Below are 24,969 nucleotides of genomic sequence, written 5' to 3' on the forward strand. Positions count from 1 at the left end.
AACCCCTTAATCCTGTCTATTGTTGACCTACAGAGCTGACTATCTTGATTTGCTTTTCATCCGGCACTTCTTGATAAGACATCACACGCAGTCCTGGTAATGTGTGCTTAACAAATCGTGACAAGACTGTTCTTAGCATTCCTGATGTCAACAATATTGAAGGCTCGCCTGCCATTTCTTGATTCTGATGCGCTACGGTTAATGAGTTTTGTAAGCGCTCAGCCAGCCCTGGCTCAATACCGGCACCTTCGTCACCTGCATTTTGAAGTGAACGATGCAACATCTGTTCCAACTCAGGTGCCAATGTAATGACAGGAATTTCAACCGTCGCTCCAACGATGTCCTGAACGATTAGTCTTCTTAGCGAAATTCGCACTGCAGCCGTTAATACATCGGGGTCTTGGCTTCTTGGGCCATACTCAACAAGGGTCTGAACAATAGATCGCATATCGCGAATTGGTACACCTTCATTTAATAAATTTTGAAGGACTTTAACTATGGTTGTTAAATGTAAAATATCAGGAACCAAGCCTTCAACAAGGCGAGGGTGGCTCTTCGTTAGCATATCTAGAAGGTTTTGAACTTCTTCATGGCCCAGTAATAATGAAGCATTATTATGCAATAGCTGGCTAATATGAGTCGCCACAACAGTAGCCGCATCAACAACGGTATAACCTAATGATTGCGCTTCATCTTTTTGATTTGGAGTGATCCACACAGCTTCTAGACCAAAGGCTGGGTCTTTAGTTGCAATACCAGAAATCGGACCAAATACCTGACCAGGATTAATCGCAAGTTCATTGCCGTGTTTAAGCTCGCCCTCACCTACAGCGACCCCCATTAAAGTGATTCGATATACATTTGGGTCGAGCTCTAAGTTATCGCGAATATGGACAGGAGGAACTAAAAAACCGAGTTCTTGAGAAAGCTTTTTTCGTACCCCTTTAATACGACTTAATAACTCACCACCTTGAGCTTGATCAACCAATGGAATTAAACGATATCCAACTTCTAAGCCAATCACATCAACCTGAGACACATCGTCCCAGCTCAATTCTTTTTGTTCTTGTGCAGAGTTACCACGTTCAGCTTGAGCTGCTGGCACTAACTCTCCTTTCGCTATCGCCTCTTTTTCTTTAATCGATTTTTGCTGAGCTAAGTAAGCGCCATAACCCATTAATGCACCCAAAGATAAAAATGCTAAATGAGGCATACCGGGCACTAACCCCATCATGATTAAAATACCTGATGTAATAAATAGCGGTTTTTCATTTCCTAGTTGGCGCTTTACTTGATCGCCCATGTTTTGCGACTCATTTTGACGAGTTACAATAATTGCAGTGCCAATTGATAACAATAACGAAGGGATTTGCGCAACAAGGCCATCACCTATCGTTAAAAGGGTATATACCTCCATGGCGACTTTAAATGGCAAATCATGTTGCATCATGCCTATAAATAAACCACCAACGATATTAATTAACAAAATGACGATACCGGCTATCGCATCGCCTTTTACAAATTTACTCGCACCATCCATAGAACCGTAAAAGTCGGCTTCACGAGTTACTTCGTTGCGTCGCTCACGCGCTTGCTCTGCCGTAATAAAACCCGCATTTAAATCGGCATCTATCGCCATTTGTTTACCGGGCATTGCATCTAAAGTGAAACGTGCGGTTACTTCTGAAATACGACCAGCACCTTTGGTAATTACCACAAAGTTAATAATGATCAGGATTAAAAACACAACAAAACCAACGACATAATTACCACCCATAACCACTGAGCCAAATGCCTCAATGACTTGCCCAGCAGCATCGCCCCCGTTGTGCCCTTCAAGCAATACTACTCGGGTACTTGCCACATTGAGCGCTAATCGTAAAATGGTCGCAATGAGCAAAATTGCAGGAAAGGCACCAAAATCAAGTGGCTTCATGGTGTACACCGTCACTAATAAAACAACCAGTGCAAGCGCAATATTGAATGAAAATAAGGTATCGAGCAGAATAGGAGGAATAGGCAAAACAACCATCGCCAAGGCAGCAAGCACCAAAATTGGCGTACCAACCCCTCGAAGGTAATCCATTTTATCTTTATTAATTTGGGCTAAGACGGCTTGAAAATTCATACACCACTAATTTCAAAAATTTGACACTAGTGGTGAAAAGCAATAATCATTCCAAGTATATTAATTAAATTTCTAATTTAAAACAGTACGTTAGAACTTAAGTTCATCGGGTATCGGTGGTTGTGCTGATGGTTTTTTAGGCCGCTTACCGCGTCCTTTGCTAAATTGCTTAAGCTGATAAACATACGCAAGTACTTGGGCGACTGCGATAAATAGTTGGTCTGGGATTTGTTGACCAATCTCAGTGGTATGAAATAAAGATCGCGTTAACATTGGAGATTCCAATATTGGAACATCGTGTTCCTTGGCTATTTTTCGAATTTGCAGTGCGATTTCATCAATCCCTTTGGCTACCAAAATGGGTGCTCCAGCGCGATCGGTATCATATTTGAGCGCTACAGAATAATGAGTCGGGTTGGTTACAATAACATCGGCATCCGGAACATCTTGCATCATCCGGCGCTGAGACATTTCACGCTGTGTACGACGAATTCGCGCTTTAATTTGAGGATCACCCTCAGAGTTTTTATATTCGTCTTTCACTTCTTGCAACGTCATTTTAAGCTGTTTATTGTGATTCCAAAGCTGAAAAGGGGCATCAACAACAGCGACTAAAATAAGCGTGCATGACAACCCTAAAAACATCCAAGCCAGCATGGTGAGTGCATGCTGAATATTACTTGGCGCTGTTTCGAGGCTCAAATGTAAAATTTCATAGAAATAAAACTTAATAAGAAGAATAGCGGTCACTGCAACCAATAAAAACTTCAGTAACCCTTTAAACAATTCAATAGCCGCTTGCGGGCCGAACATTCGTACTAGCCCTTTAGCGGGTGATAATTTATTGGCTTGAGGGGCTGCAGCAGCCCAACTGAAATTAAAGCCACCTAGAAAGGTGTTTCCGATAAATGCCGCCACCAATATAACCAATACAAACATGGTCATGCCAAACCATAGCTCTTTTCCTATGTCGCCCCAAACAGCAAACATTTTAGTAATATCAAACGCCTCAGTACGATTTAAATCAAGCAAACGTGCCATGACACGCTTCAAACCAAAACCAATTTCAGGGCCGTAAATAATAAGCGAAATAGCTGACATGATAAGTACCACAACCGTGCCAGTTTCTTTTGAACGTGCAATTTGCCCTTTTTTACGGGCATCCTCGAGCTTTTTGGACGTGGGTTCCTCTGTTTTTTCTTGATCTGAGCCTTCAGCCATCTAAATCACCCTATTCTTAAGGAGAGCACTCTGTGAGTTTACACATTAATTCCAACATTTTGTTCCATTGAAAATCAAACTGCACTACAAAGTTCCCCATGGTGGCCCAAATAATGACTAAACCCATCATCAAGGTAAATGGAAAACCAATTGAGAAGATATTCAATTGTGGTGCGGCACGCGTCATCACACCGAATGAAATACTAGTAATTAGCATAGCTGTTAACGGTGCCAAAGATAAAACCAGCGCAGTAGCAAATAACCAGCCCCCCCACACAGCAACCTCTCTAAAGTTTGCAACATGCCACCAACTTCCATCAATAGGAATGGTCGTAAAACTTAATACAAGCATCTTAATCATAATTAAATGCCCATCGTAAGCCCAAAACAAAAGGGTGGCTAAAATAAGATAAAACTGCCCCACTGCAGGTACGTTTTGTCCGTTAGTTGGATCTATCATAGTGGCGAAACCTAGGCCACTTTGCATTGCAAGCAACTGACCTGCCATCACAAAAGTATTAAGCATCAATACAGACGCAAATCCCATCGCAACACCAATAAGTGTTTGTTGCAATACAACAAGTACCATTTCAAATGAAAAAAGATTTGTAAATTCAGCAGGGGGAAGTACAGGTACCACAACCAACGTAATCATGACCGCAAGTGCTGTTTTAATTCGTGTTGGCACAGTGCGCACACCAATCCCAACCATAACCATGATCATGGCTGAAATTCGGGCAAGTGGCAGTAAAAAATCAGCCATCCACTGCATGATTATGGCAAGTGGAAACTCCATATTTAGCCTATCACCTCAGGAATGCTCATCACTAAACTCGTGAAAAAATCCATGAGTTCTTGCGTTAACCAATGGGCACCTATGATAAGTGCAAATAATGTAACTATTAAACGCGGCAAAAAGCTCAGTGTTTGTTCATTAATTGATGTTGCAGCTTGGAATACAGAAACTATTAAACCAACTATTAAACTCGGCACAATAATCGCAGCAACTATTTTTATAACTAAGAATAATGAATTGCTCAATATTCCTACAAACACTTCTGGTTGCATAATCAGCCCCCTAAGCCAAAACTCTTCGCTAAAGTGCCCATCACAAGGCTCCAACCATCAACTAGTACAAAGAGCATTATTTTAAATGGCAACGAAACGATCATCGGCGAGAGCATCATCATACCCATAGCCATCAAGACGCTGGCGACCACTAAATCAACTATCAAAAATGGGATAAAAAACATAAACCCGATAATAAAAGCGGTTTGTAACTCACTGGTTATAAAGGCAGGAATCACGACAATAAATGGTGCATCTTCTGGTTTGTCTAATTTATCTAACCCCGCTATTTGAGCAAATGTTTCTAGATCCGAGATGCGTGTTTGACCCAACATAAACGTTTTTAATGGATCTTTTGCCTTTTCAAGCGCTTGAATTGACGTAAGTTCCTCTTTTAAATAAGGGTCTATCGCAGCCTCATGAATTTGCTGATAAATCGGAGCCATAATAAAAATACTCATAAAAACCGACATGCCAACCAAGACTTGATTTGATGGCGTTGACTGCAGGCCGATAGCTTGGCGCAAAATGGCCAAGACGACAATAATGCGAGTAAACGAGGTCATCATAATCACAGCGGCAGGAATAAAACTGAGCGCGGTCATTATTGCCAGTACTTGCAAAGACACCGAATAATCTTGCGTACCATCCGGATTGCTGGTCACAGTAACCGCTTGTAATCCTTGCTCTGCATTCAAATTGGGGGAAAGGGCAAACAACGCAATTAAGATGATCCACTTGAGCATGTTATATTTTCTTATTATTTGGATTTAATAGCTGACTAAATGATTTGGCTAAAGCAGGCATTTCTTTTGCCGCTAACGGTTCTTCCAGCTCATAAAGATAGTTTATATTTTGGGGCGTAACCCCTAAAAGGTGTTGTTTATTATCAATTTCAATTACCAGCAAACGCTCTCGCGTTCCTAAAGCAATAGTTCTGACGACTTTGAATTCATCCTGACTGGCAACATGAGGATTTAAGCGTTTTACTAATATCGCCAATATCACGATAATAATAATCACTAACCCCAAAGACAGCACAACCGACATCAAATTTTGCACCTGTGTGGTTTCACCAAACACAGGTGTACTGAATAACGAAATTAAAAGTGCTGCTTTTAATTTCATCGTAGTTTTTTGATCCGCTCAATTTGGCTAATTACATCCGTTAAACGAATCCCAAATTTATCGTTGACCACCACCACTTCGCCATGCGCTATTAAAGTACCATTTACTAATACATCAAGTGGCTCACCAGCAACACGATCTAATTCAACTACAGAACCCTGATTTAACTGCAATAAGTTACGGATACTAATTTTAGAGCGCCCTACTTCCATCGAAATAGTAACGGGGATATCCAAAATGGTATCAAGCTTTCTCTTTTCTTCTTGTGTTATTTCTGCAGGTTGATTAGAGAGCTCTTCAAGTTCTGCAACTTCAACGTTTTCATTTTCATCGGCTTCAGCAAGGGCTGCTGCCCATTCGTCCATTGTATCTTGGTCATCACTCATACTATTACACCTTAACAATTCACTATTTGATAAGTTTACTTACCAATCTAAATTAACACCTGTAGACAGATGCAAATCTTCTTCTAGCTGCTCAAGTTCAGCATCAGAGTCGAGTTTTTTACCGCCTTTGGTAAAGACATGCATCTCTGACTTAACTGAATCAGGTCGTTTAATTTTCTCGCTGATTTGAATCGCCACATTGTCTCGTGAACGACCCATTTTAGCCCGGTACGAGGGTAAATCTTCAATAAAGACCGTTATATGTTCTGGCATTTCAACAGGAATTACATCACCCGCTTTTAAATTCATAATTTGCTCAAGCGAGAGCTTCACTTCAAGCATACGGGTCGATAAACCAACCTCAACATCCATAATTTCATCACGCAGTGCTTTACTCCAGCGTAAATCTGTATCTTCTGTATCAGATTGTACACCCGCATCAAGCAGCTCTCGAATAGGCTCAAGCATTGAATACGGTAATGCGATATGGAAATCGCCCCCGCCGCCATCAAGTTCAATATGAAAAGAGCTTATAACGACCACTTCTGTTGGGCTGACAATATTAGCCATTGCAGGATTTACTTCAGAATCTAAATATTCAAAAGAAACATCCATCACGGGTGCCCATGCTTCTTTGTAATCTTCAAAAATGATTTTTAACAGCATTTGAACGATACGACGCTCGGTCGGTGTAAATTCTCGGCCTTCTATTTTGGCGTGATAACGACCATCACCACCAAAAAAATTATCAACCAAAATAAACACCAAACGTGCTTCCATGGTAATTAAACCGGTCCCTTTTAACGGACGAAAACGCACCATGTTTAAGCTTGTTGGTACAAATAAAGTATGGATGTATTCTCCAAACTTTGTCATCTGAACACCATTAATGGATACTTCGGCCGTGCGACGCATCATATTAAATAAGCTGATCCGCATGTGGCGAGCAAATCGCTCATTCACGATTTCCAAGGTAGGCATACGCCCACGAACGATACGATCTTGTGAAGAAAAGTCATACTGGGACGCGGAGCCACCGCTCCCACCTTCACCGTCATCTACCTCATCTTCATCAACATCATCAACGCCATGTAATAAGGCATCAATTTCGTCTTGGGATAATAAATCGCTCACCTTATCTCCTCACTACTGCATGACAAAGCCAGTAAATAATATGCGCTCAACGACTTTATTCCCTTCAATCTCGGTTAAAGTATCTTGAACATCTTTTAACGCTTTAGTGCGCAATGTTTCTTTACCCGCACTGGTGCTTAATTCATCGGCAGTGGCAGTGGCAAATACACCTAAGAGCGTACCTTCAATCAGCGGGATATGTTTTTTCGCAGCTTCTTCATTCACATCTCCACGAACTAATAATTGCACTTTAATTTGCACTAGCCGGTCACGGCTGGCACCAGGGACATTAAATACGAACGGACGAGGCATCCCAACATACAATGCCGAACCCATTTCTGCCGATGTTTTATCATCTGCTGTTTTTGCGCCAGCTGTACCTGCATTTTCAGCTAAGGTTTCTTCTTGAGCGGGTGCGTCACCGCCAGACATCATAAAATACGCACCAGCACCACCAGCTATTAAAACGACTACAGCGATGATAATAAACAGCATTTTTTTACTTTTTCCGCCGCCTTCTTCTATTTGTAGATCTTTTTCGTCTGCCATGATGTTCTCTCGTTAATTAGACTTTCTATATTATTGCTTTGAATTCAGCCTAATAGCAATTATTGTTATGCGTAAAAATCAACGCCACCGGGTCGATTGCTTGCAATTCGAGCGGGAGTGAGTGAAGTTTGTGCTATTTCATCACCGACTTCCTGTTCGGAATGACCTTCACCTTGCTGTTTATGACCCTGCCCGCCCCCTTGATGATTTTGCTGCTCAATGTTGCTTTCACCTAATTGAATGCCTTGCTCAGCCAACATTTCTTTTAATCGTGGCAAAGATTGTTCGAGCGCTTCTTTTGCCTGCTGATTTTGAACAACAAAATTTATCTGCGCCTGCTCTGCGTCACTTCTGACTCTAATTTGCATACTACCAAGCTCTGGTGGATCTAATCGAATGTCTGCTTCATGCTTATTTAAGCTCAGCATCACACTTACTCTGTCATGCAGCTCTTTAGCTGCTTCACTGCGAAACATATTCAATACTTGTGAAGGTACCGCCTCTGAAGGAGTAGGTGTATTGACTTGAGTACGCTGCGTCACAAGTTGATTTAAATTACCAATACTATTGATATTACTAATGCTCTCTCTTTCACTATTCACTTCACTAACTTGTGCTGCGTAATAAACTTGAGGTGCAATACGCTCAATCATGCTATGAACAAGCTTTTCTGCCGCGAGCTGTAATTTATCTGGATTGCTAATATCCGCTTTGCCACTTTTTGGTAAGTCACTTCCAAGCTGTTCATCTAAATTTTTTGCCAGTTTTTGGTTTCCTTGCGCAGCATTGCTAATCTCATCTTTTAATGGCTCACCTTTTGGTAAAGAAGATGAATAAGCAGACAATGAAGTGGCTTGTGTCTCAGTAACTTCAGGCAATGGTGTAGTTACAAGACCTTGAGTTGAGGGTTCTAACATTAATGCACTAAGCGGAGCGGCCAAAGAACGAGCACGTTCAACCTGCTGTAATGGTTGTTCGATTGATTTTATCAACGTTGCTGCTATCGGATTACTCAACGACTTTGGATCGCGAACGATTGCTTCTTTAGTAATTAAAGCGGTATCCAACATTTCATCATCTGATATCGCATTTATAGGACTATCTTCTACTGGCGCAACTAGGTTTGCTATCTTAGAGAACAACTCATGTAATACTTTTTTATCAAGCCCAAGCTCTGGTGCAAGTTTATCAACTTGCTGACTCAACTGAGTAACTAATTCTGACATACTCGTCAACTGCGCTGTCGATAAACCAAGTTTCGCGATTGCTGTTTCGCCAGTACCTTGAGCTGTTAATGGCAAAAATCCTTGATCACTTGATTTAAGCACAGCTGCAACTTGTGGTAGTACTTCACTTAATACACGTTGTAATTTGGCCGAGTCACTGACTGACACGCCCACCGCATCAAGTGTTGCAAATTGCTTAGTGGCTATATTTGACTCAAATAATGACTCTTTAATCCCAGCATTATTAACTGGTGCAACTACAGCATTCAAAACTGATTCCATCCCAGCATTGATAGCTGGTGACGCCGTCATATTATCACTGCTTATCTGTTCCATTAATTGTAAAATACGTTGCTGTATATCTAGAGGAGACGCTACTTGTTTAGGTATAGATTGCACCACTGTCCTCATTTGATTATTTTTTTCTTTTAAATCGACATTTACTGAAGCGATTGCTGTTGGATTTTTAATAAGGTCGACTGAAGTGAGCTTTTGATCGATAGCACTAAGCACTGCAACAGCCGGTTTTAATGTGTCCACCTCTTCAGTATCACTCGCTGTTTGCACTTTAATTAATGGTATCAATTTTTCAGATTTTAACGTTTTATCATCACTCGTTTCTCCCATAGCATCCAACTCTAATGGCAACGGTAACTCTGAGGTCTCAGCATCTTTTTCACTGGTAACTTGGCCAAACCAGTTTGCTAATAAACTCGATGATGATGCAGATTCTTGTGGTAAAACAAACGGTGTTTGCGATGCAGTAAATTGGCTTAAAGGGGTTAGTGTAAAGCTACTTTTGATGGGTATTAACGCTTCAGGCTGCGTACTTGAAGTTTCAACCTCAACATTTTTCTCAACTCCCCCTCCTTGATCGGGGTCCATACCAAAATTAGCTTTGAATACTTTAACATTTATTATGGCAGTGGCTGCATTTTGCAGCTGGGCAAATAATGTAGTTACTTCAAGATTATCTGATGTTTCTAGCGGTATTTGAGCTGTTTTTTCAGCAGATCCTTTCTCATCTAGCCCCATTGAATCATCATCTACTTTAGTGCCAGCTGTTAAATTGGATACAGCCTCTTGGGTGACTACCTGTGATTTGCCTTTGTTTTGAATAGCATCCGTTATTACAAACTCAGCTCTTTTAGCGTGGGGTTTAACTGCCTTACTGTCGAGCGTGTTTGAAAAAAGAGATGAAAATTCACTTTCGACACCATCACTTTGTTCTGTAGGCTGCTTTTTATCAAAACTGATTGCTAAATTTAAGCTGTTTTCAACACTCGCCATATTCCACCCCAAACATTCCTAGTCAACACACCGAACTTAATGCTGTTTTTAGTCAGCGGCTATTGGAATTTATTAGCAATTTTCAGACCAGAGTTGCTTTTTTAAGGCGCATAAATGCATTAGAGCTGTATTCATCCAACATTTTTTGCTCATCTTTTTGTAATTTTTGTTGAGTTTTCACATCTTGTTTTTCAATTAATTTAGCTATCGCAGATGTTTTTGTTTGCTGTGTTAACCACAAGGACTTTCGCTGCTCAACAACTTGTTTGGCGGTATTAATTACTTGGTTTTGCTGCACCATTGCCGATTCAATTTTAGCAATAAAAAGTTGAAACTGATTAAATTTATCGCTCCCTAGCCCCTGCTTTCCTCGCTCATGCAATTGCTTCATATAATCGAGGCGAAAATCCGATAGACCTGTCAGTTTATTTTGGCTATCAAGTAAATATTGCTGTGCTTTTAAGTATTCAGATCGACGCGCATCTTCTTGATCTTTATTTATTTTAAGGACTAAGTCTAATTGTCTGCTAGCCATTTATCACCCCCCCTACGCTTGCCCTAATAACCACGCCAAACCGCTTAATGACTCATCATATGGGATCACTTCTTTCATGGTTTGCTGTAAAAAGCCATTCACCATCGGCATCATTGAAATCGATTTATCTAAAATAGGATCGCCCCCCTTTTGGTAAGCACCTAAGGTAATTAAATCTTTATTTTGCTGATACAAAGAGTAAACCTGTTTTAATACACGAGCTTGTTGCATGTGCGCTTCTGACACCACTTGCGGCATTACCCGTGAAATTGATTTTTCGATGTCAATAGCAGGGTAATGACCACTGTCGGCAAGCTCACGAGAAAGGACAATATGGCCATCTAAAATAGCACGGGCTGCATCTGCAATGGGGTCTTGCATATCGTCACCTTCAGACAAAACGGTAAAAAAGGCGGTGATAGAACCTTGTCCTTTGCCACCATTGCCGGCACGCTCAACCAAAGCAGGTAACTTAGCAAAAACCGAAGGGGGATAGCCTTTAGTTGCTGGAGGCTCCCCCACAGCAAGGGCTATTTCACGCTGCGCCATGGCATAACGGGTTACCGAATCTAACAACAATAAAACATTTAAACCTTGATCGCGAAAATACTCAGCAATGGTGACCGCGGTTTCACAACCTTTTAAACGCATTAACGGAGATGAATCCGCAGGTGCGGCCACGACGACTGAGCGTTTACGTCCTTCATCTCCTAAAATTTCTTCAATAAATTCTTTTACTTCTCGACCACGCTCGCCAACCAACCCCACGACAATAACATCAGCTGAAGTCCCCCGAGTCATCATGCCAAGTAAAACAGATTTACCGACACCACTGCCCGCAAAAAGCCCCATTCGCTGACCTTGACCTACAGTAATCACCGCATTAATTGCTCGCACACCCACATCCATTGGTTGTGTGATAGAACGTCGGGCTAATGGATTAATCGCATTTTGTGCAAATTTAAGTTTCTTTTCAGCTTTAATAGCACCTAAACCATCAATGGGTCGACCAAGACCATCAACCACTCGACCAAGCAAGCTCATGCCAACGGGTAATCCGGCCTCTTTTACTTGAGGAATTACACGTGCTCCTGGCAATACGCCAGATAACGCATCGTTGGGCATAAGGTAAAGAATGTCACCATTAAACCCGACCACTTCAGCATCAATAAATCCATTTAAGGTTTCGATTTGGCATTGGCTACCAACCGGCGCTTTCACACCTTTGGCTTCTAAAGTAAGACCTACAACGCGGGTTAAACTCCCTGCAACAGCGGGAGGCACTTTACGAATGTGTTTATGATATTGCGAAATGTTGTCTAGTAAAGCCGATTTTTGCATGCTTATTCGTCGTGTTTTTGACGGTCGATTCCTGAATTATGCAAAAAACTATCCAAGGTTTCACTCATGCGATATTTAACCGTGTAATCAACCGATGAGTTAGGCGTTTTAACAATGCAGCCACCTTGGGCAATGCTTGGCTCGGCTTTTAAATACCAGCCTCGCTTTGCTATTTCTTCACTACCGTAGCTTTGTTCCACTAATGCAATATCTTCAGGGTGAAGCTGTAATTGTATCTCGGGTGTATTATGCGGCAGTGCATCCATACACTGCTTTAAGGTTGCTAAAATTGCTTGCGGGTTGGTTTTTATTTCAGTAAATACGATTGCCTCTGCAAGTGCTACAGCAAGCTGCACCAACTGTTGCTCAACCGTTTCATCATAATCACGCAGCGGTTTATGCAATGAATCTACCAGCGATTGTAATGCTTGTAGTTTTTCATCAACCAATGGCTTTGCAAGCTCAAGCCCTTGCTCTTTGCCTTGCTCTAGCCCTTCATCAAATCCTAATTTCAAACCATCAGACTTGCCTTCATTTAAGCCAATAGCGTACCCTTCAGCATGACCTTGAGTCATGCCTTCATCAAAGGCATCTTGCCTGATCTGTTCGATTTCTTGCAAGGTTAATGGTGCGACTTCTTGCTCAACTTCAGGTTCAGGTTGAGCAACAGCCTTAGGTTTATTTTGATACTGTAATTCTAGCGGGGTGCCAAAAGCAGTCGAGCGCCCTTTTGCCGTGTGACGCTCATCTTGCACTTCAGGAATAGGCCAGTTTTTTAAAAGCTCACGAACCGCTTCTTCTGATTGAATTTGCTGACCATTTAAAAAGCGGGGGCTCATGCAATTTGTCCAAAGTAAATATTGTTGTTAAACAATGTCATTATAAGAACTCCTCGCCACCGCCGCCACCAAGCATAATTTCGCCTGAATCAGCTAATCTGCGTGCAACGGATAAAATTTCTTTTTGTGCAGCTTCTACTTCGCTGATGCGAACCGGACCCATAGCTTCAAGGTCATCGGCCAGCATTTCGGCTGCACGTTTAGACATATTTTTAAGAATTTTTTCTTTCAGGTTCTCATCAGCACCTTTAATAGCTTTCATTAAAATATCTTGCTGCACATCGCGTAAAATGGCCTGAATACCGCGATCATCCACATCGAGTAAGTTTTCAAATACAAACATTAAATCTTGGATTTGCTGCGACATTTCTTCATCATGCTCTCGAATTGAATCCATTAACTGGCCTTCAATATTCGTTTCTAAGTAGTTCATGATGTCAGCAGCTGCTTTTAAGCCGCCCATTTTAGCCGCTTGCGCACCTGCTTGGCCTGCAAATTGTTTTTCCATAATTTCGTTTAATTCTTGCAATGCGGCTGGCTGTACTTCTTCTAAATTGGCAATTCGCATCGTTAAGTCTAAACGCACTTTCTCAGGAAATTGCGAAATAATCTCGGCCGATTGTTCAGGATCTAAATAGGCCAATACAATTGTTTGAATTTGTGGATGCTCATTACGTATGATATTCGCTACTTGTTTTGAGTCCATCCATTTTAATGAGTCTAGACCTTTAGCACCTGACCCCATAATAATTTGATCAATTAGGTTCGCCGCTTTTTCTTCACCTAAAGCCGCTGTAAGCGCTTTACGTATAAACTCTTCCGATTGGAAACCAATTGTACTAAAGCTTTGTATTTGCTCAATAAACAAACGGTGTACCGCACTGATTTTGTCTTGACTTAAGTCAGACAAACTCGCCATCGCCATCCCCACTTTTTGCACTTGCTTGGGTTCTAAGTGTTTTAGAATTTGCGCTGCATCTTCTTCAGAGAGACTCAATAACAAGATCGATGCTTTTTCTACCCCATCGAGCTTATCGACATCAAACCCTTTTTTTTCTTCTTTATCAGTCATCTTCAGTCAACCACGCTTTTACTACTTGAGAGGATAGTTCCGGTTCATTTGCTACTAAAGCACGTACAGCTTTAAGTAAATCTTCATCGCCATGTAAATCTGGTAACTGTAAGGTACCATCAGCTGAGAAACCAATCGCTGATTCATCAAATGTTTGGTTTAGCATATCCAACGTACTATCACCAATATCAACACCAGAGCTCATCGCATCATCATCATAACCTTCCAATGTATCATCTGGGTAGATGAGTTTCTTAAGCATCGGTCTAACAACAGCAATAATTAAAACGATAATGACCAAGGCACCCATCACTAAGCGTGCAATTTTGAAAAACCAGGGCTGCTCCCACATAGGTACTTCGGCAACATCTTCAATATAAGGTTGAACAAACGGTACGGTGACCACTTCTAATGCATCGCCGCGCTGCATATCAAAACCGATACCACCTTGTAACAAGCGACGAATATTCGATAGTTCTTGCTGGCTACGAGGTTCTCGAGTCGCTTGCTCCCCTTCAGCACCTGGGGTACTGTTGTAATTAATTGCCACAGAGACACTAATGCGTCTGATCACGCCAGTTTGTTGGCGCTTGTGAGAAATAGTCGTGTCGAGCTCATAATTTCGAGTCGCTTCTTTTTGATTACGACTTGGCGCGCTGTTTGATGCGCTGCCTTGCCCGGCTTTTTCAGGAATAGATGAATTAACGGGTGGCTGATTAGATAATGCACCTGGAATACCCACAGCTAAGCCGCCAATGTTATTTTCTTCACGGGTCATTTCACTGCGAACAGCGGGTAAGTCTGGATTAAAACGTTTTTGTGTTTCTTCAAGCGAGCTAAAATCCATCACTAAATCGACTTGCGCGGTGTAATTACCCAAACCGACAACGGGGATCATAATTGAATCTATTTTTTCGATGTATTCTTGTTCGCGCTTACGCTCAACCTCGTATTCTTTACGAGAACGTGCCGCTAATGAGTTTTGTGATCCTGAATTAAGTAACCGACCATTTTGATCCGTCACTGTGACACGTGAAGGCTCTAAACCTTGTACTGCAGAGGCAATAATATCAACTATAGAATCCACTTCTTCGCCATTTAAAATGCGGCCACGTTTAAGGGTTAAGACCACAGTGGCTGATGGGGATTTTTCTTGGCGCGCGAAGACGTTTTCTTTAGGTAATGCTAATAATACTTTTGCCCGTGCTACATTTTGTAATTCTTCAATGGTACGTGCAAGTTGTTGCTCACGACTATGTTTTAACCGTTCACGTTCAAGACGTTGACTGACACCAAAACCCATATCTTGCATTAAAATATCAGTGCCCGAGTTAGGCGCTTGATCAATCCCTTCACGTGCCATCATCAATTTGATATTTTGATACCCAGTTTCAGGTACGTAAATCGTATTGCCTTCAAGCTTGTAATCGACTTTTTGTGCATCTAAAAAATCAAGGGTTTGGATAAGTTCATCGGTTGGCATTGTACCAAGTGGGCGCATGTCAGGCTGGCGCGCCCAAATAATGATGAATACAGCAATGGCCACACAAATGGTCAAAGCAATAATGAGCGTCATTTGACGTAGAACATCAACCCCACTTAGCGCACCAAGAAAGCCTGATTTTTGCTCTTGTTCTGAATCGCTTGGGCCATCACTGGAGATCATGCCACCTGAATTGGCCAGTGCGAGATCAGTTGATTGATTATCTTGCGTCACAATTTTACTCCATCACACCTAAACAGGCATATTCATAATATCTTTATAGGCTTCAACAAGTTTGTTACGTACTTGTACTGTCGCCTCAAATGCAACTGATGACTTTTCTGATGCGATCATCGCTTCTGCTAATGAAACACGGCGGTCGCCCATTTCAACTGCAGTTACTTTAGTTTTAGCATCTTGTTGCAGCCCACTGACGGTATCGATTGCATTGCGTAGCAAACTACTAAAATCAGCGCTTGATGAGGGTTCGGTAGGTAAACGATTAGAAACATTTTTACCTGCTTCCATCGCAATTGATTGCATTTCTTGTAGGAGTGAATTGCCTGATATGTTCATTGTTGTCTCGTGAGAATATCTAACTATACTCTTCAAAAGCAAACATCATACCAACTTAATTAATCATTTAATTACAGCAACTTAACGTTAATAAAAGGCACTCTTAGTTAAGCTGACAGTATTTTGACAAGAAAGAAGCCAGCAACAGCTGGCTTCTTTCTTTGACTCTAAACACGTTATTGACGATCTTAACTTGGCACCGCGATTCCTGCATCACGCATTTTAGCCAGCTTGTAACGTAACGTGCGAGGGCTTATCCCAAGCTTATCTGCCACATCTTTACGGCTGCCCTGACACGCTTCAAGTGTTTCTAAAATAATCTTATTTTCTTGATCTTTTAGCTCGTCTTTAAAACTACCATTGCTATTGCTCTCAACAACCATAGGCGTTGCAGTTGCGCTGACTAATTTAGGCCTTAAGCATTCAAGGTAAATCGCATCTTCATCAATAATACCGTGGTGCTGTAAAATTAACGCTCGTTGGATGACATTATCGAGCTCACGCACATTACCCGGCCATTCATGCAGATATAATTTATCTTCTGCAGCTTCGGTTAACGTTGGTGCACTCGTTTTTGCTTTTTGACAATGGCGTTCAATTAAATGTTTTGCTAAAGGCAAAATATCTTCTGGTCGGTCTTTAAGCGGTAGCCACTCTAACGGAAAGACATTTAAGCGGTAATATAAATCTTCGCGAAATAGCCCATCGGCGACTGCTTGTTTTAAATCACGATTACTCGTTGCAAGCACCCGAACATCGAGCTCAATAATTTTTCGACTTCCTAAACGCTCAACTTCACGCTCTTGTAGTACACGAAGTAATTTTGCTTGAAGGCTTAAATCCATTTCGGTGATTTCGTCGAGTAAAATAGTGCCTTTTTGTGCTTGCTCAAATTTACCAGGACACGCTTGAATTGCGCCGGTAAATGCCCCTTTTTCATAGCCAAACAAGGTTGATTCAAGCATATTTTCAGGAATTGCTGCACAATTTATCGCAACAAAAGCCTCGTCAGCGCGAGCTGAATGGTCATGAATAAAGCGCGCTAAAACCTCTTTACCAGAACCACTTGGTCCCATCACCATTACGCTTGCATCAGAGCGTGCCACTTTTTGTGCTAACTCAAGTAACGCTAAACTACTTGGATCAGCAACCACAGGGCCATCCGTTTCTTTCTCTTTTTCAGGAAGATAACGGCTGACCATATTGAGTAATACTTCTGGTGCAAAAGGTTTCGCCATATAGTTAATCGCGCCTAAACGCATGGCTTCTACCGCATCGTTAATGGTGGCATAGGCCGTCATCATCAATACTGGTAGGTCTGGATAATTAAGCTTGATACTTTTAAGTAAATCAATGCCCGACATCCCTCCCATCTGCACATCGCTAACCACTAAAGACACTTTGTGCTTTTTAAGCGTCATCAAGGCATTTTCAGCGCAATCGGCTGCAATACAATGAATGCCAGCCAGCTCAAGTGTATCGATGAGTGCTTCTTGTAAACCTGCATCATCCTCGACCACTAAAATTGTATTTTCGTTCATGACTCCTCCGATCCAACTGTGGTTGGAAATACGGGTATATGGATATTAAACGTGGCACCTTGGTGAGGATTATTAACTAAACTGACCCGACCTTGATGACTTGTTGCAATTGAATTGACTACCGCTAATCCAAGGCCAGTACCTTGGCTGCGAGTAGTAAAAAAAGGCTCAAATATTTTTTGTTGTAAATCCAGTGGCACACCAGGACCATTATCGCTAACTGAAATAACGACGCCATTCTCAACGCTCGGATCCCTCGAAGCTGATAAAACAACGTGCGCGCCTTTACCAATAATTTGCACGCTATTGTGAATTAAATTACCTATAGCCCCTGCCAGCGCAGTTTTATTTCCCGTAATCTCAATATCTGGTTCTGGTAGCTCAATAATCAAAACAGCGTGGTTAAGATTCATCATCGCTTCAGATCCTAGCTTTACTTCGCTTAATAACTGCTGCAAAGACAATTTTTCAACCACTTGCTGTTCACCACTTTTGGCAAATAACAGCATGTCATTTACTTGGGCTTCTAAATCTTTTAAACGCGACATTAATTTGCCATGAAAACTGGTTTTTGCATCGCCCGTAAGCGCTTTGTTGCCTAAATTAGCGGCGTAAAGCATGGCAGCTGAAAGCGGTGTACGCACTTGGTGCGCAAGCGTTGCGACCATTTTGCCAAGCGCACTTAATCGCTGCATATGGGCAAGACGCTCTTGCAAACGTCGCGTTTCAGTTAAATCGGTCATTAAAATCAGTTGGCCAGGCTCTGGTGACAATGCTGAGATCTCAAGCTTAACGCGACGACCATCACGTAAAGACACCTCATGACCATCATCTTGTCTTGGATTAAACGAGCGCTGGATCACAGTAAGCCACTTTTCACCTTCTAAAGGTTCGCCAAGCATACTAATAGCAATTTGATTCGCTTTAGCAATCATACCGCGACCATCAAGTACTATGACACCCGCAGGCAAAGTATCAACTAGATGACTTAACCAACTCGCTTGCTGGCGCAGTTCACTGAGCTCACCAATGTAGGCTTCTTGCAACAAACACGGATTGTATTGGTTGGGACTAAAATCATTTCGATAAACATGTGCTAAGGCCATAATATCTTTAACTCAACTGACTAAGACTAGTTAGTAAAAGCAAAGATCGAGCCAAAATATTTAATGTTTAATTTCAATTATTTAGGTTTTATTTTGTACTTTTTGATGGCGTCAAATTAATGACTTACAAGAAAAACTGTAAAACGCTGTTAGAAACAGCGTTTTACAGAAAATGCGTAAATTAATCACGATTGAGGTTATATTTTTTCATCTTTTCAACTAACGTTGTGCGCCTGACTCCAAGTACTTCAGCTGCTCGCGCCACGACATAATCATATCGTTCGAGTGCTTGGCTAATTAAGCTAATCTCAAGTTCAGCTAAAAACTCTTTTAAATCGAGCCCATCGTCAGGTAATAATCCCAAAGCCTGTTCTGTAGGAGCAAGCTGATTGCCCGACTCATCATCGGAAAAATCATCAAAGCCAGCACTAAAAATATCATTGAACGCTTGACGCTCTAAGATCTCTTCAGGGTACTGCGGAATATACGCATCTAAATCAACATGTTGATATTTTTTAGGTAAATCAGCAGCATCGACAACTTTTTCAGGAAACATGATTGCCATACGCTCCACTAAATTAGCTAATTCTCGGACATTGCCCGGCCAATCATGTTCTTGCAAAGAAGCCATGGCTCGTTCAGTAAACTTAGTGCTCGCACCACCTTGATTTACATTGCGCTTCATCACTTCTTTGAGTAACAGTGGAATATCGGCTTTACGCTCACGTAATGATGGATTATCGATTGGGAATACATTTAAACGGTAGTATAAATCTTCACGAAAACGGCCTTCTTCAATCATATGTTCTAGATTGCGATGAGTTGCGGCAATAATGCGGACATCAGCTTTAATCGCTTTAGCACCACCGACACGTTCATACGAGCGCTCTTGCAAAACACGTAATAATTTCACTTGCATTTGCAGAGGCATATCACCAATTTCATCTAAAAATAAAGTGCCGCCTTGAGCTAATTCAAAACGCCCTTTTCGAGTTGAGATTGCTCCCGTAAAGGCGCCTTTTTCATGACCGAAGAGTTCACTTTCGAGTAACTCTCCAGGAATAGCACCGCAGTTTACGGGCACAAACGGCCCTTCATTACGCAGGGACAATAAATGTACATTGCGTGCAACCACTTCTTTACCCGTACCAGATTCACCTAAAATAAGTACATTCGCTTCGGTTTTCGCAACTTGGCTAATGAGAAAACGAACATCTTGTACCACAGACGTTTCACCCACTAAACCATCAAAGCGCTGTTTTTCATCATCTTGACGACGCTTTCCGGGTATTAAACGCTGGTATTCTTGGCAATCATGGATCAATTGCGTGGTTAAAGCATGATTAAATGGCTCATTAATTAACCCAACAACATTGGCAAGGCATAACAATGGCTTGAGGGTATCGCCAATTAATAAAAATGGTACCGCGGGGTGAGTGCGGATCAGCGTTTCATGATCGATACTGGTCGATGCACCTAAAATAAAGGCAGTCACTGACTCGGGATATTTCACGAAATTAAGATAGTTTTCACTATCAACGATACTGTTCGTTTCATTGATAAAACTTAACGATGCAGATAACCCATAAGCGCGCTGCTGGTTTTCATCTAAAATTAAAATCGTGTTATTTTCGGTCATGCTAATTGCACTACTTTTTTGTTATTGTTTTAGATTGTAAAGTTAATACTCACAGATGCAAGTACAAGTGGCAAATTTTTGACGTTCCATACGATTTTTTGACATTCAGTTCCGATTATTGCAAGGCGTTGTTTCTGCTGTAATAAATAATTACCCCAAAGCATACGAAAATAGCATTAGTACAAAATTATTAAAATTTACACCAGTTGCTTCACACTATCTGATTTTAAATTCGCTTGCGCTTTTAAACTTATCATAGCGTCGGCCTGCATTTTATTTTTTAAATATTCGCTTATTTGTGCAGCAAAATCGGTATCTTTAATCGATGATACAGAAGCTGAATTTGCTAATTTTTGTGACGATTGCACAGCAAAATCAGAGAGCTGTTGCTGTTGCATTGCACCGATAGCTGCCGAGGCACTATTGAGATTTACTAAGTATTGCTCACTTTGCATTAATACATTTTGCACGCCATCAGCAGTTGCTAAATCACTCTTTGCAAACGATTGTACGTTAGGATCAAACCCTAAATCAGAGATAAGCGCGCTACCTGATGCAAAAATAGCCTGACCTGCAAAGGTCGTTTGCGATGAAATAGCAGACATCTGCTCACCTAGCGCGCTAATTTTCTGAGAAATTGCCGCTCGACCATCTGCATCTAAGGTACCGTTACCTGCGGCAATGCTCAGCTCATTTATTTGTCCTGCCACATCAATCAAGCCTGCAAAGCCGCTTTGTGCAACCTGATAATACGACACGGCATCACTCGTATTGCGTGCTTGACTATCTAAACTATTAAGCTGGCTCAGTAAACGATTTGAAAGCTGTAGTCCTGCTACGTCATCTTTAGCTGCGTTTATTTTAAAACCAGAGCTAATTTTTTGCTGGCTGTGAGTCACTTTATCTAGTTGATTTACAAGATGGGTAGTACTTGAATGAGAAATAGTTGTCATGGCATATCCTCCAAACTCTATAAAGGATAGCTCATTTAACGAGCAATGAAATTACTGTAATAACGCAAGCGCTACTTGGGGTAACTGATTGGCTTGCGCTAACAATGTGGTGGCTGCCTGTTGTGTAATTTGCATTTTTGTCAGTTCTGCGGTTTGAATGGCAAAGTCGGTATCTCGTATACGAGATCGGCTTGCTGATGCATTTTCAATAATATTTGTTAAATTATTAATGGTTTTATCAAGTCGATTCATACTTGCGCCCATTAAGGCGCGCTGTTTATCAACGATGGTAAGCGCATCATCAATTGCAAAAATAGCAAACTGTGGTTGGTCAACTAATTCGGTATATTCCAAGCCTAGATTTTCTGTACTAAAACTTCCCAAAGTAAAGCCAATAACTTGTTGCGACCGAGCACCTACTTGTAAATTAATGTACTCACCACCAGCACCGTGCACTTGGGTTTCGTAGTCTTGCAACCGGATTTGACCACCCCCTGGCTTATCGTAAGTAGCGCCCGTATCAAAATCAGATGTTGAATTATCATTATCATCCAATACTAAAAACTCTTGGAAGCCCTTTGAACCATCTAAGCGCCCACTGCCAGTGCCTTGCATCGTGTTTTCACGTTCTTCTCCTGCCGAAGCATCTTTACCACCTAAAGCGCCATTGTCGAGGTTGGTTAAATCCATTTTATTTTCAACAAAGGTTTGTAATCGAGTTTTGGTTGCATCAAGTGGATCTTCACCGGTAGTCATCATATCGGTAAAAAAATCAGCTTCATTGCTCCAAATTGAGCCACTGGCTGTATTTAGAGATGCATCAAAGCTTTGCCCTGTCGTCAGTTCACTCATTAAAGATTTCAGACCGTTTTGACCAATCTCTTCATACATATAGCGCATTGCCAAATATCCACCCGAGTAAACAGCTGCCACTTCGGCATTTGTTGAAGGGCTAAAAGGCATAACGCCTTGTAAATCTTTGAGACTATTATTGCCACCCGCAGCCCCATCATCAATAATATTTTTTAGCCCAAGCCCAGCGCTGTCTTGTGCAACTCGGTTATCAGCGCCTCGAATTGCTTCTGCGGTTCCTTCAATAAACCAAAGTGGTAAATTGGTTAATTCAAAATTGGAGGCCATAGTGGCATGCACCATTTCATGCAATAGGGTTTCATTTAATGCTAAGTTTGAATCATCATGTATATCAGCTGAGGTCGCAAAGTCACCTTTATCAATGACCATAATCATTTGCACCGCTTTTCCATCTAAATAAGCAGGTTTCACATATGCGGCACTACCGCCTTTACCATCGACATATTCTAAGTCTATTTTTAAAGTGCCTTGGCCAATTATACCTAGCTGATTTTGAATAATATCTTCCGATTCTGATAACCAAGTACGCTGCAGCGCTTTGACCATATCACGCTCTACAGTATCCACTAAAGAGCCACTAGCTTTTTGAAATAATTTCTTTGAGCCAAAACTCGTCGCGTCACTAATGCGGTTAATTTCACGTTTTAACTCAATAAATTCTTCGTTAATTGCTTTGCGGTCAGTTTGTGAATAAGTGCCATTAGCAGCTTGAATTGCTAAATCTCGCATTCTTTGTAGGGTATTGGTGATTTCTTGTTGAGCACCTTCTGCAACTTGTAGCATCGAAATACCATCGTTTGCATTGCGCGTTGCGACTGTCATGCCATTTATTTGTGACGTGAGCTTATTGGAGATTTGTAACCCTGCAGCATCATCTTTGGCAGAATTAATGCGAAGACCTGATGATAGCTTTTCCATTGCTGAATGTAAGCCAGCCGTCGCTTTGCTCAAACTTCGTTGACCATATAAAGCTGCAGTGTTGGTTGCAATTTTCATATACCGCCTGCACAAAAAACAATCTAATATGTTAGTAACGGCTCAATTAAAAATTACTGAAGTATTTTTTATATTTTTTTCTAAATTATTTTTTATCTAAGCCGATAAGTTTACATGGATGGATGAAAAACTTACTTTTTGGCACAAAAAGTGCTTAAGTTTATGCATTAGATCTAGGGATATTTAAAAAAAATACAGGTGAACCATGTCAAGATTATCAATCCAAAAATATAAAGATATGAAAATTAATGGGGCAGCAAATGCAAACCCGTATGAGCTTATTAATATTGTATTTACCAGCATTATTGGAAAGTTAACGGCAGCAAAAGCCTATATAGATCGAAATGATTACGAGCATAAAGGCATTATGATTGGCGAAAGCATTTCATTGTTTGGGGCATTACAAGACAGTTTAGATATGGAAAAAGGCGGCGAGATATCTAACAATCTTTATAGTTTATATGAGTTTTCACAAACTCATTTAGTACAAGCAAACGTGAATAATTCAAAAGAAATGATTGATGAAATTTTAGAAATCGTTAAAACCATTAAAGAAGGCTGGAACAGTATTCCACTTGATATTCGTAACCAATATTTAGAGCAACAATCTGCTGTAGGTGCGTAATGTCTTCAATTATTATCCAATTGATTAATGAGTTACAAAAAATTCAACTCGACATTCAAACAGCAATAAAACACAGCGATCTTGACGTCATACAAGCGCTCGATACTCGGCGCTTATCAACCTTACAAGTTCTTTTTTCTCAGCCAAGTGATGACTTAGCCACTTTTTTACCTCAATTAAAACTATTAGCAAACAATGCCACAGGCATAAATCAAAACGCACAGCTTGCTTTAAATGAATTAAAACAAGCTGTGGTTAATCATAAAAACTCGTTAAAAGCGGTCAAAAAATATCAAGTTAATAAATAAACCCAGAGTTAATACACACCTATAATTTCATTGGTTTTTATAGTAATTGACTCATCTTTAAAGTGTTGCTTCAAATTATTTAAAAGCATGTGCACTTCTTGTGTTTTACCGGTTAACCCCTTCGCTTTTGAGCCTTCATCTTTATCTTCGGTGGCAATCACTGTAGTTAAATTTGAAATAGAATTCGCTGGGAGTGAGGAAAGATCTGGCAACTTAGGTGACTGACATACCAAGCTATATAACATATTATCAGCTTGATTGAGTGCCATTACATCTTCTATAAACGCGCTGGCATCAAATGAATATGCTGGCGATGTTTCATTCATTCTTGGCATAAGCACATTTGAAAGCTTCAATTTTGATAAATAATATTCGATAAAAAGTGAAATATGCTCAGTAGTGCCAAAAAAAGTGAAGTGCTGCTGTAGATGATCAAATACCCGTCGGCCAAATTCAGTGTGGTTACATTGTTCAGGCACCTCACCCATCAGTTGTTTAGTCATCACATTTTGATTGGCTTCATCGTTATAAAAAGCGATGAAATCCTCAGTATTAGGGGTGATTTGATGGCGCATACAATAATAAGTAAAACTTGAGACTATCCGTTTAAGTGGCTCTCGCACTAACGTCATGATATTCATATTTGAATCAAATTTTTGGTGCTCTGGATAACTGAAATGGCTGGCATAGAAAGTTTTATTATCACAAGGTAATGATTTTGCGTACTCAAAAAACTGTTCCTCATCATATTTAATCACTTCGGTATGCGCTAAATTTAATTTATTTTGACCTAGGGCCGATAAATGAAGTGCGTAATAAAAACTGATCCCACCTGTTTTAGGGATATGATAAAAAAAAGTAGCCTTATCATCTTGCTCGTTTAAGTCGGCGTAACTGCGATAAAAATCAGCATCAACCATAGTAACTAAGTCATTTAATGTGTGATTCATAA

24 protein-coding genes are annotated in these 24,969 nt (G+C 40.9%); 2 read left to right on the forward strand and 22 right to left on the reverse strand.

The features are described 5' to 3' along the window. Positions 1 to 16: 16 nt before the first annotated feature. From flhA to AC3KZC_RS11995, 21 genes are all read right to left on the reverse strand, one after another. The gene (flhA, locus tag AC3KZC_RS11895) at positions 17 to 2,128 is read right to left on the reverse strand and encodes a flagellar biosynthesis protein FlhA (RefSeq protein ID WP_490577905.1); all 2,112 of its coding nucleotides are present in this window, start codon (positions 2,126 to 2,128) and stop codon (positions 17 to 19) included. 90 nt (positions 2,129 to 2,218) lie between these two features. After that, positions 2,219 to 3,349 (reverse strand): flagellar biosynthesis protein FlhB, encoded by a 1,131-nt coding sequence (flhB, locus tag AC3KZC_RS11900; protein WP_490577904.1) that lies wholly within the window; start codon positions 3,347 to 3,349, stop codon positions 2,219 to 2,221. Positions 3,350 to 3,365: 16 nt separating this feature from the next. Further along, complete coding sequence (gene fliR / locus AC3KZC_RS11905) at positions 3,366 to 4,145, reverse strand: flagellar biosynthetic protein FliR (RefSeq protein WP_490577903.1); 780 nt, start codon at positions 4,143 to 4,145, stop codon at positions 3,366 to 3,368. A 2-nt stretch (positions 4,146 to 4,147) separates the two neighbouring features. After that, positions 4,148 to 4,417 carry a flagellar biosynthesis protein FliQ gene (fliQ, locus tag AC3KZC_RS11910; protein ID WP_490577902.1) on the reverse strand — a complete coding sequence of 90 codons (270 nt, stop codon included), beginning with the start codon at positions 4,415 to 4,417 and terminating at the stop codon, positions 4,148 to 4,150. Between the two features lie 2 nt (positions 4,418 to 4,419). Then, on the reverse strand, positions 4,420 to 5,163 hold the full coding sequence (gene fliP / locus AC3KZC_RS11915; protein ID WP_490577901.1) for a flagellar type III secretion system pore protein FliP: 744 nt from the start codon (positions 5,161 to 5,163) through the stop codon (positions 4,420 to 4,422). Between the two features lies 1 nt (position 5,164). Beyond that, complete coding sequence (fliO, locus tag AC3KZC_RS11920; protein WP_490577900.1) at positions 5,165 to 5,545, reverse strand: flagellar biosynthetic protein FliO; 381 nt, start codon at positions 5,543 to 5,545, stop codon at positions 5,165 to 5,167. Then, a complete protein-coding gene (fliN, locus tag AC3KZC_RS11925) occupies positions 5,542 to 5,931 on the reverse strand; it encodes a flagellar motor switch protein FliN (protein ID WP_490577899.1) in 390 nt (129 codons plus the stop codon). Before fliN ends, fliO begins: the two co-directional genes overlap by 4 nt. Before the next feature lie 39 nt (positions 5,932 to 5,970). Continuing rightward, entirely contained in the window at positions 5,971 to 7,065 is a 1,095-nt protein-coding gene (gene fliM / locus AC3KZC_RS11930; protein ID WP_490577898.1) for a flagellar motor switch protein FliM, read from the reverse strand. A gap of 12 nt (positions 7,066 to 7,077) precedes the next feature. Next, positions 7,078 to 7,614 carry a flagellar basal body-associated protein FliL gene (gene fliL, locus AC3KZC_RS11935; RefSeq protein WP_490577897.1) on the reverse strand — a complete coding sequence of 179 codons (537 nt, stop codon included), beginning with the start codon at positions 7,612 to 7,614 and terminating at the stop codon, positions 7,078 to 7,080. Between the two features lie 65 nt (positions 7,615 to 7,679). After that, on the reverse strand, positions 7,680 to 10,130 hold the full coding sequence (locus tag AC3KZC_RS11940) for a flagellar hook-length control protein FliK (protein WP_490577896.1): 2,451 nt from the start codon (positions 10,128 to 10,130) through the stop codon (positions 7,680 to 7,682). 82 nt (positions 10,131 to 10,212) lie between these two features. Next, positions 10,213 to 10,665, reverse strand: coding sequence for a flagellar export protein FliJ (fliJ, locus tag AC3KZC_RS11945; RefSeq protein ID WP_490577895.1), 453 nt, complete (start codon positions 10,663 to 10,665; stop codon positions 10,213 to 10,215). Positions 10,666 to 10,677: 12 nt separating this feature from the next. Next, positions 10,678 to 12,006, reverse strand: a complete 1,329-nt coding sequence (gene fliI / locus AC3KZC_RS11950) for a flagellar protein export ATPase FliI (RefSeq protein WP_490577894.1) — start codon at positions 12,004 to 12,006, stop codon at positions 10,678 to 10,680. A 2-nt stretch (positions 12,007 to 12,008) separates the two neighbouring features. After that, entirely contained in the window at positions 12,009 to 12,845 is an 837-nt protein-coding gene (gene fliH / locus AC3KZC_RS11955; RefSeq protein WP_490577893.1) for a flagellar assembly protein FliH, read from the reverse strand. Positions 12,846 to 12,885: 40 nt separating this feature from the next. Next, complete coding sequence (gene fliG, locus AC3KZC_RS11960) at positions 12,886 to 13,917, reverse strand: flagellar motor switch protein FliG (RefSeq protein ID WP_490577892.1); 1,032 nt, start codon at positions 13,915 to 13,917, stop codon at positions 12,886 to 12,888. Then, on the reverse strand, positions 13,910 to 15,634 hold the full coding sequence (fliF, locus tag AC3KZC_RS11965; RefSeq protein WP_490577891.1) for a flagellar basal-body MS-ring/collar protein FliF: 1,725 nt from the start codon (positions 15,632 to 15,634) through the stop codon (positions 13,910 to 13,912). Before fliF ends, fliG begins: the two co-directional genes overlap by 8 nt. 18 nt (positions 15,635 to 15,652) lie before the next feature. Then, entirely contained in the window at positions 15,653 to 15,976 is a 324-nt protein-coding gene (gene fliE, locus AC3KZC_RS11970) for a flagellar hook-basal body complex protein FliE (RefSeq protein WP_490577890.1), read from the reverse strand. 188 nt (positions 15,977 to 16,164) lie between these two features. After that, positions 16,165 to 17,517 carry a sigma-54-dependent transcriptional regulator gene (locus AC3KZC_RS11975; RefSeq protein ID WP_490577889.1) on the reverse strand — a complete coding sequence of 451 codons (1,353 nt, stop codon included), beginning with the start codon at positions 17,515 to 17,517 and terminating at the stop codon, positions 16,165 to 16,167. Further along, the gene (locus AC3KZC_RS11980; RefSeq protein WP_490577888.1) at positions 17,514 to 18,623 is read right to left on the reverse strand and encodes a sensor histidine kinase; all 1,110 of its coding nucleotides are present in this window, start codon (positions 18,621 to 18,623) and stop codon (positions 17,514 to 17,516) included. The genes AC3KZC_RS11975 and AC3KZC_RS11980 overlap by 4 nt, the downstream gene beginning before the upstream one ends. Before the next feature lie 181 nt (positions 18,624 to 18,804). Then, positions 18,805 to 20,262, reverse strand: a complete 1,458-nt coding sequence (locus tag AC3KZC_RS11985; protein ID WP_490577887.1) for a sigma-54 dependent transcriptional regulator — start codon at positions 20,260 to 20,262, stop codon at positions 18,805 to 18,807. A 197-nt stretch (positions 20,263 to 20,459) separates the two neighbouring features. Beyond that, entirely contained in the window at positions 20,460 to 21,215 is a 756-nt protein-coding gene (locus AC3KZC_RS11990) for a flagellin (RefSeq protein WP_490577886.1), read from the reverse strand. Between the two features lie 51 nt (positions 21,216 to 21,266). Next, positions 21,267 to 23,084: a flagellinolysin gene (locus tag AC3KZC_RS11995; RefSeq protein ID WP_490577885.1), complete on the reverse strand. Its 1,818-nt coding sequence runs from the start codon at positions 23,082 to 23,084 to the stop codon at positions 21,267 to 21,269. Between the two features lie 205 nt (positions 23,085 to 23,289). Between AC3KZC_RS11995 and fliS the strand changes: the two genes are divergently transcribed. Both fliS and AC3KZC_RS12005 read left to right on the forward strand, forming a co-directional pair. Next, positions 23,290 to 23,709 carry a flagellar export chaperone FliS gene (gene fliS, locus AC3KZC_RS12000; RefSeq protein ID WP_490577884.1) on the forward strand — a complete coding sequence of 140 codons (420 nt, stop codon included), beginning with the start codon at positions 23,290 to 23,292 and terminating at the stop codon, positions 23,707 to 23,709. Further along, the gene (locus AC3KZC_RS12005) at positions 23,709 to 24,017 is read left to right on the forward strand and encodes a hypothetical protein (RefSeq protein WP_490577883.1); all 309 of its coding nucleotides are present in this window, start codon (positions 23,709 to 23,711) and stop codon (positions 24,015 to 24,017) included. Before fliS ends, AC3KZC_RS12005 begins: the two co-directional genes overlap by 1 nt. 8 nt (positions 24,018 to 24,025) lie before the next feature. Here AC3KZC_RS12005 and AC3KZC_RS12010 read toward each other — a convergent pair whose 3' ends face one another. Next, positions 24,026 to 24,967 (reverse strand): hypothetical protein, encoded by a 942-nt coding sequence (locus AC3KZC_RS12010; RefSeq protein WP_490577882.1) that lies wholly within the window; start codon positions 24,965 to 24,967, stop codon positions 24,026 to 24,028. Positions 24,968 to 24,969 lie beyond the last annotated feature (2 nt).

The organism is Pseudoalteromonas sp. J2K-J031 (assembly GCF_058197095.2).

Coding starts and splice junctions, on each gene's coding strand:
- flhA (WP_490577905.1), bottom strand. CDS start 2,128: ATGAATTTTCAAGCCGTCTTAGCCCAAATTAATAAAGATAAAATGGAT.
- flhB (WP_490577904.1), bottom strand. CDS start 3,349: ATGGCTGAAGGCTCAGATCAAGAAAAAACAGAGGAACCCACGTCCAAA.
- fliR (WP_490577903.1), bottom strand. CDS start 4,145: ATGGAGTTTCCACTTGCCATAATCATGCAGTGGATGGCTGATTTTTTA.
- fliQ (WP_490577902.1), bottom strand. CDS start 4,417: ATGCAACCAGAAGTGTTTGTAGGAATATTGAGCAATTCATTATTCTTA.
- fliP (WP_490577901.1), bottom strand. CDS start 5,163: ATGCTCAAGTGGATCATCTTAATTGCGTTGTTTGCCCTTTCCCCCAAT.
- fliO (WP_490577900.1), bottom strand. CDS start 5,545: ATGAAATTAAAAGCAGCACTTTTAATTTCGTTATTCAGTACACCTGTG.
- fliN (WP_490577899.1), bottom strand. CDS start 5,931: ATGAGTGATGACCAAGATACAATGGACGAATGGGCAGCAGCCCTTGCT.
- fliL (WP_490577897.1), bottom strand. CDS start 7,614: ATGGCAGACGAAAAAGATCTACAAATAGAAGAAGGCGGCGGAAAAAGT.
- AC3KZC_RS11940 (WP_490577896.1), bottom strand. CDS start 10,130: ATGGCGAGTGTTGAAAACAGCTTAAATTTAGCAATCAGTTTTGATAAA.
- fliJ (WP_490577895.1), bottom strand. CDS start 10,665: ATGGCTAGCAGACAATTAGACTTAGTCCTTAAAATAAATAAAGATCAA.
- fliI (WP_490577894.1), bottom strand. CDS start 12,006: ATGCAAAAATCGGCTTTACTAGACAACATTTCGCAATATCATAAACAC.
- fliH (WP_490577893.1), bottom strand. CDS start 12,845: ATGAGCCCCCGCTTTTTAAATGGTCAGCAAATTCAATCAGAAGAAGCG.
- fliG (WP_490577892.1), bottom strand. CDS start 13,917: ATGACTGATAAAGAAGAAAAAAAAGGGTTTGATGTCGATAAGCTCGAT.
- fliE (WP_490577890.1), bottom strand. CDS start 15,976: ATGAACATATCAGGCAATTCACTCCTACAAGAAATGCAATCAATTGCG.
- AC3KZC_RS11975 (WP_490577889.1), bottom strand. CDS start 17,517: ATGAACGAAAATACAATTTTAGTGGTCGAGGATGATGCAGGTTTACAA.
- AC3KZC_RS11980 (WP_490577888.1), bottom strand. CDS start 18,623: ATGGCCTTAGCACATGTTTATCGAAATGATTTTAGTCCCAACCAATAC.
- AC3KZC_RS11985 (WP_490577887.1), bottom strand. CDS start 20,262: ATGACCGAAAATAACACGATTTTAATTTTAGATGAAAACCAGCAGCGC.
- AC3KZC_RS11990 (WP_490577886.1), bottom strand. CDS start 21,215: ATGACAACTATTTCTCATTCAAGTACTACCCATCTTGTAAATCAACTA.
- AC3KZC_RS11995 (WP_490577885.1), bottom strand. CDS start 23,084: ATGAAAATTGCAACCAACACTGCAGCTTTATATGGTCAACGAAGTTTG.
- fliS (WP_490577884.1), top strand. CDS start 23,290: ATGTCAAGATTATCAATCCAAAAATATAAAGATATGAAAATTAATGGG.
- AC3KZC_RS12005 (WP_490577883.1), top strand. CDS start 23,709: ATGTCTTCAATTATTATCCAATTGATTAATGAGTTACAAAAAATTCAA.
- AC3KZC_RS12010 (WP_490577882.1), bottom strand. CDS start 24,967: ATGAATCACACATTAAATGACTTAGTTACTATGGTTGATGCTGATTTT.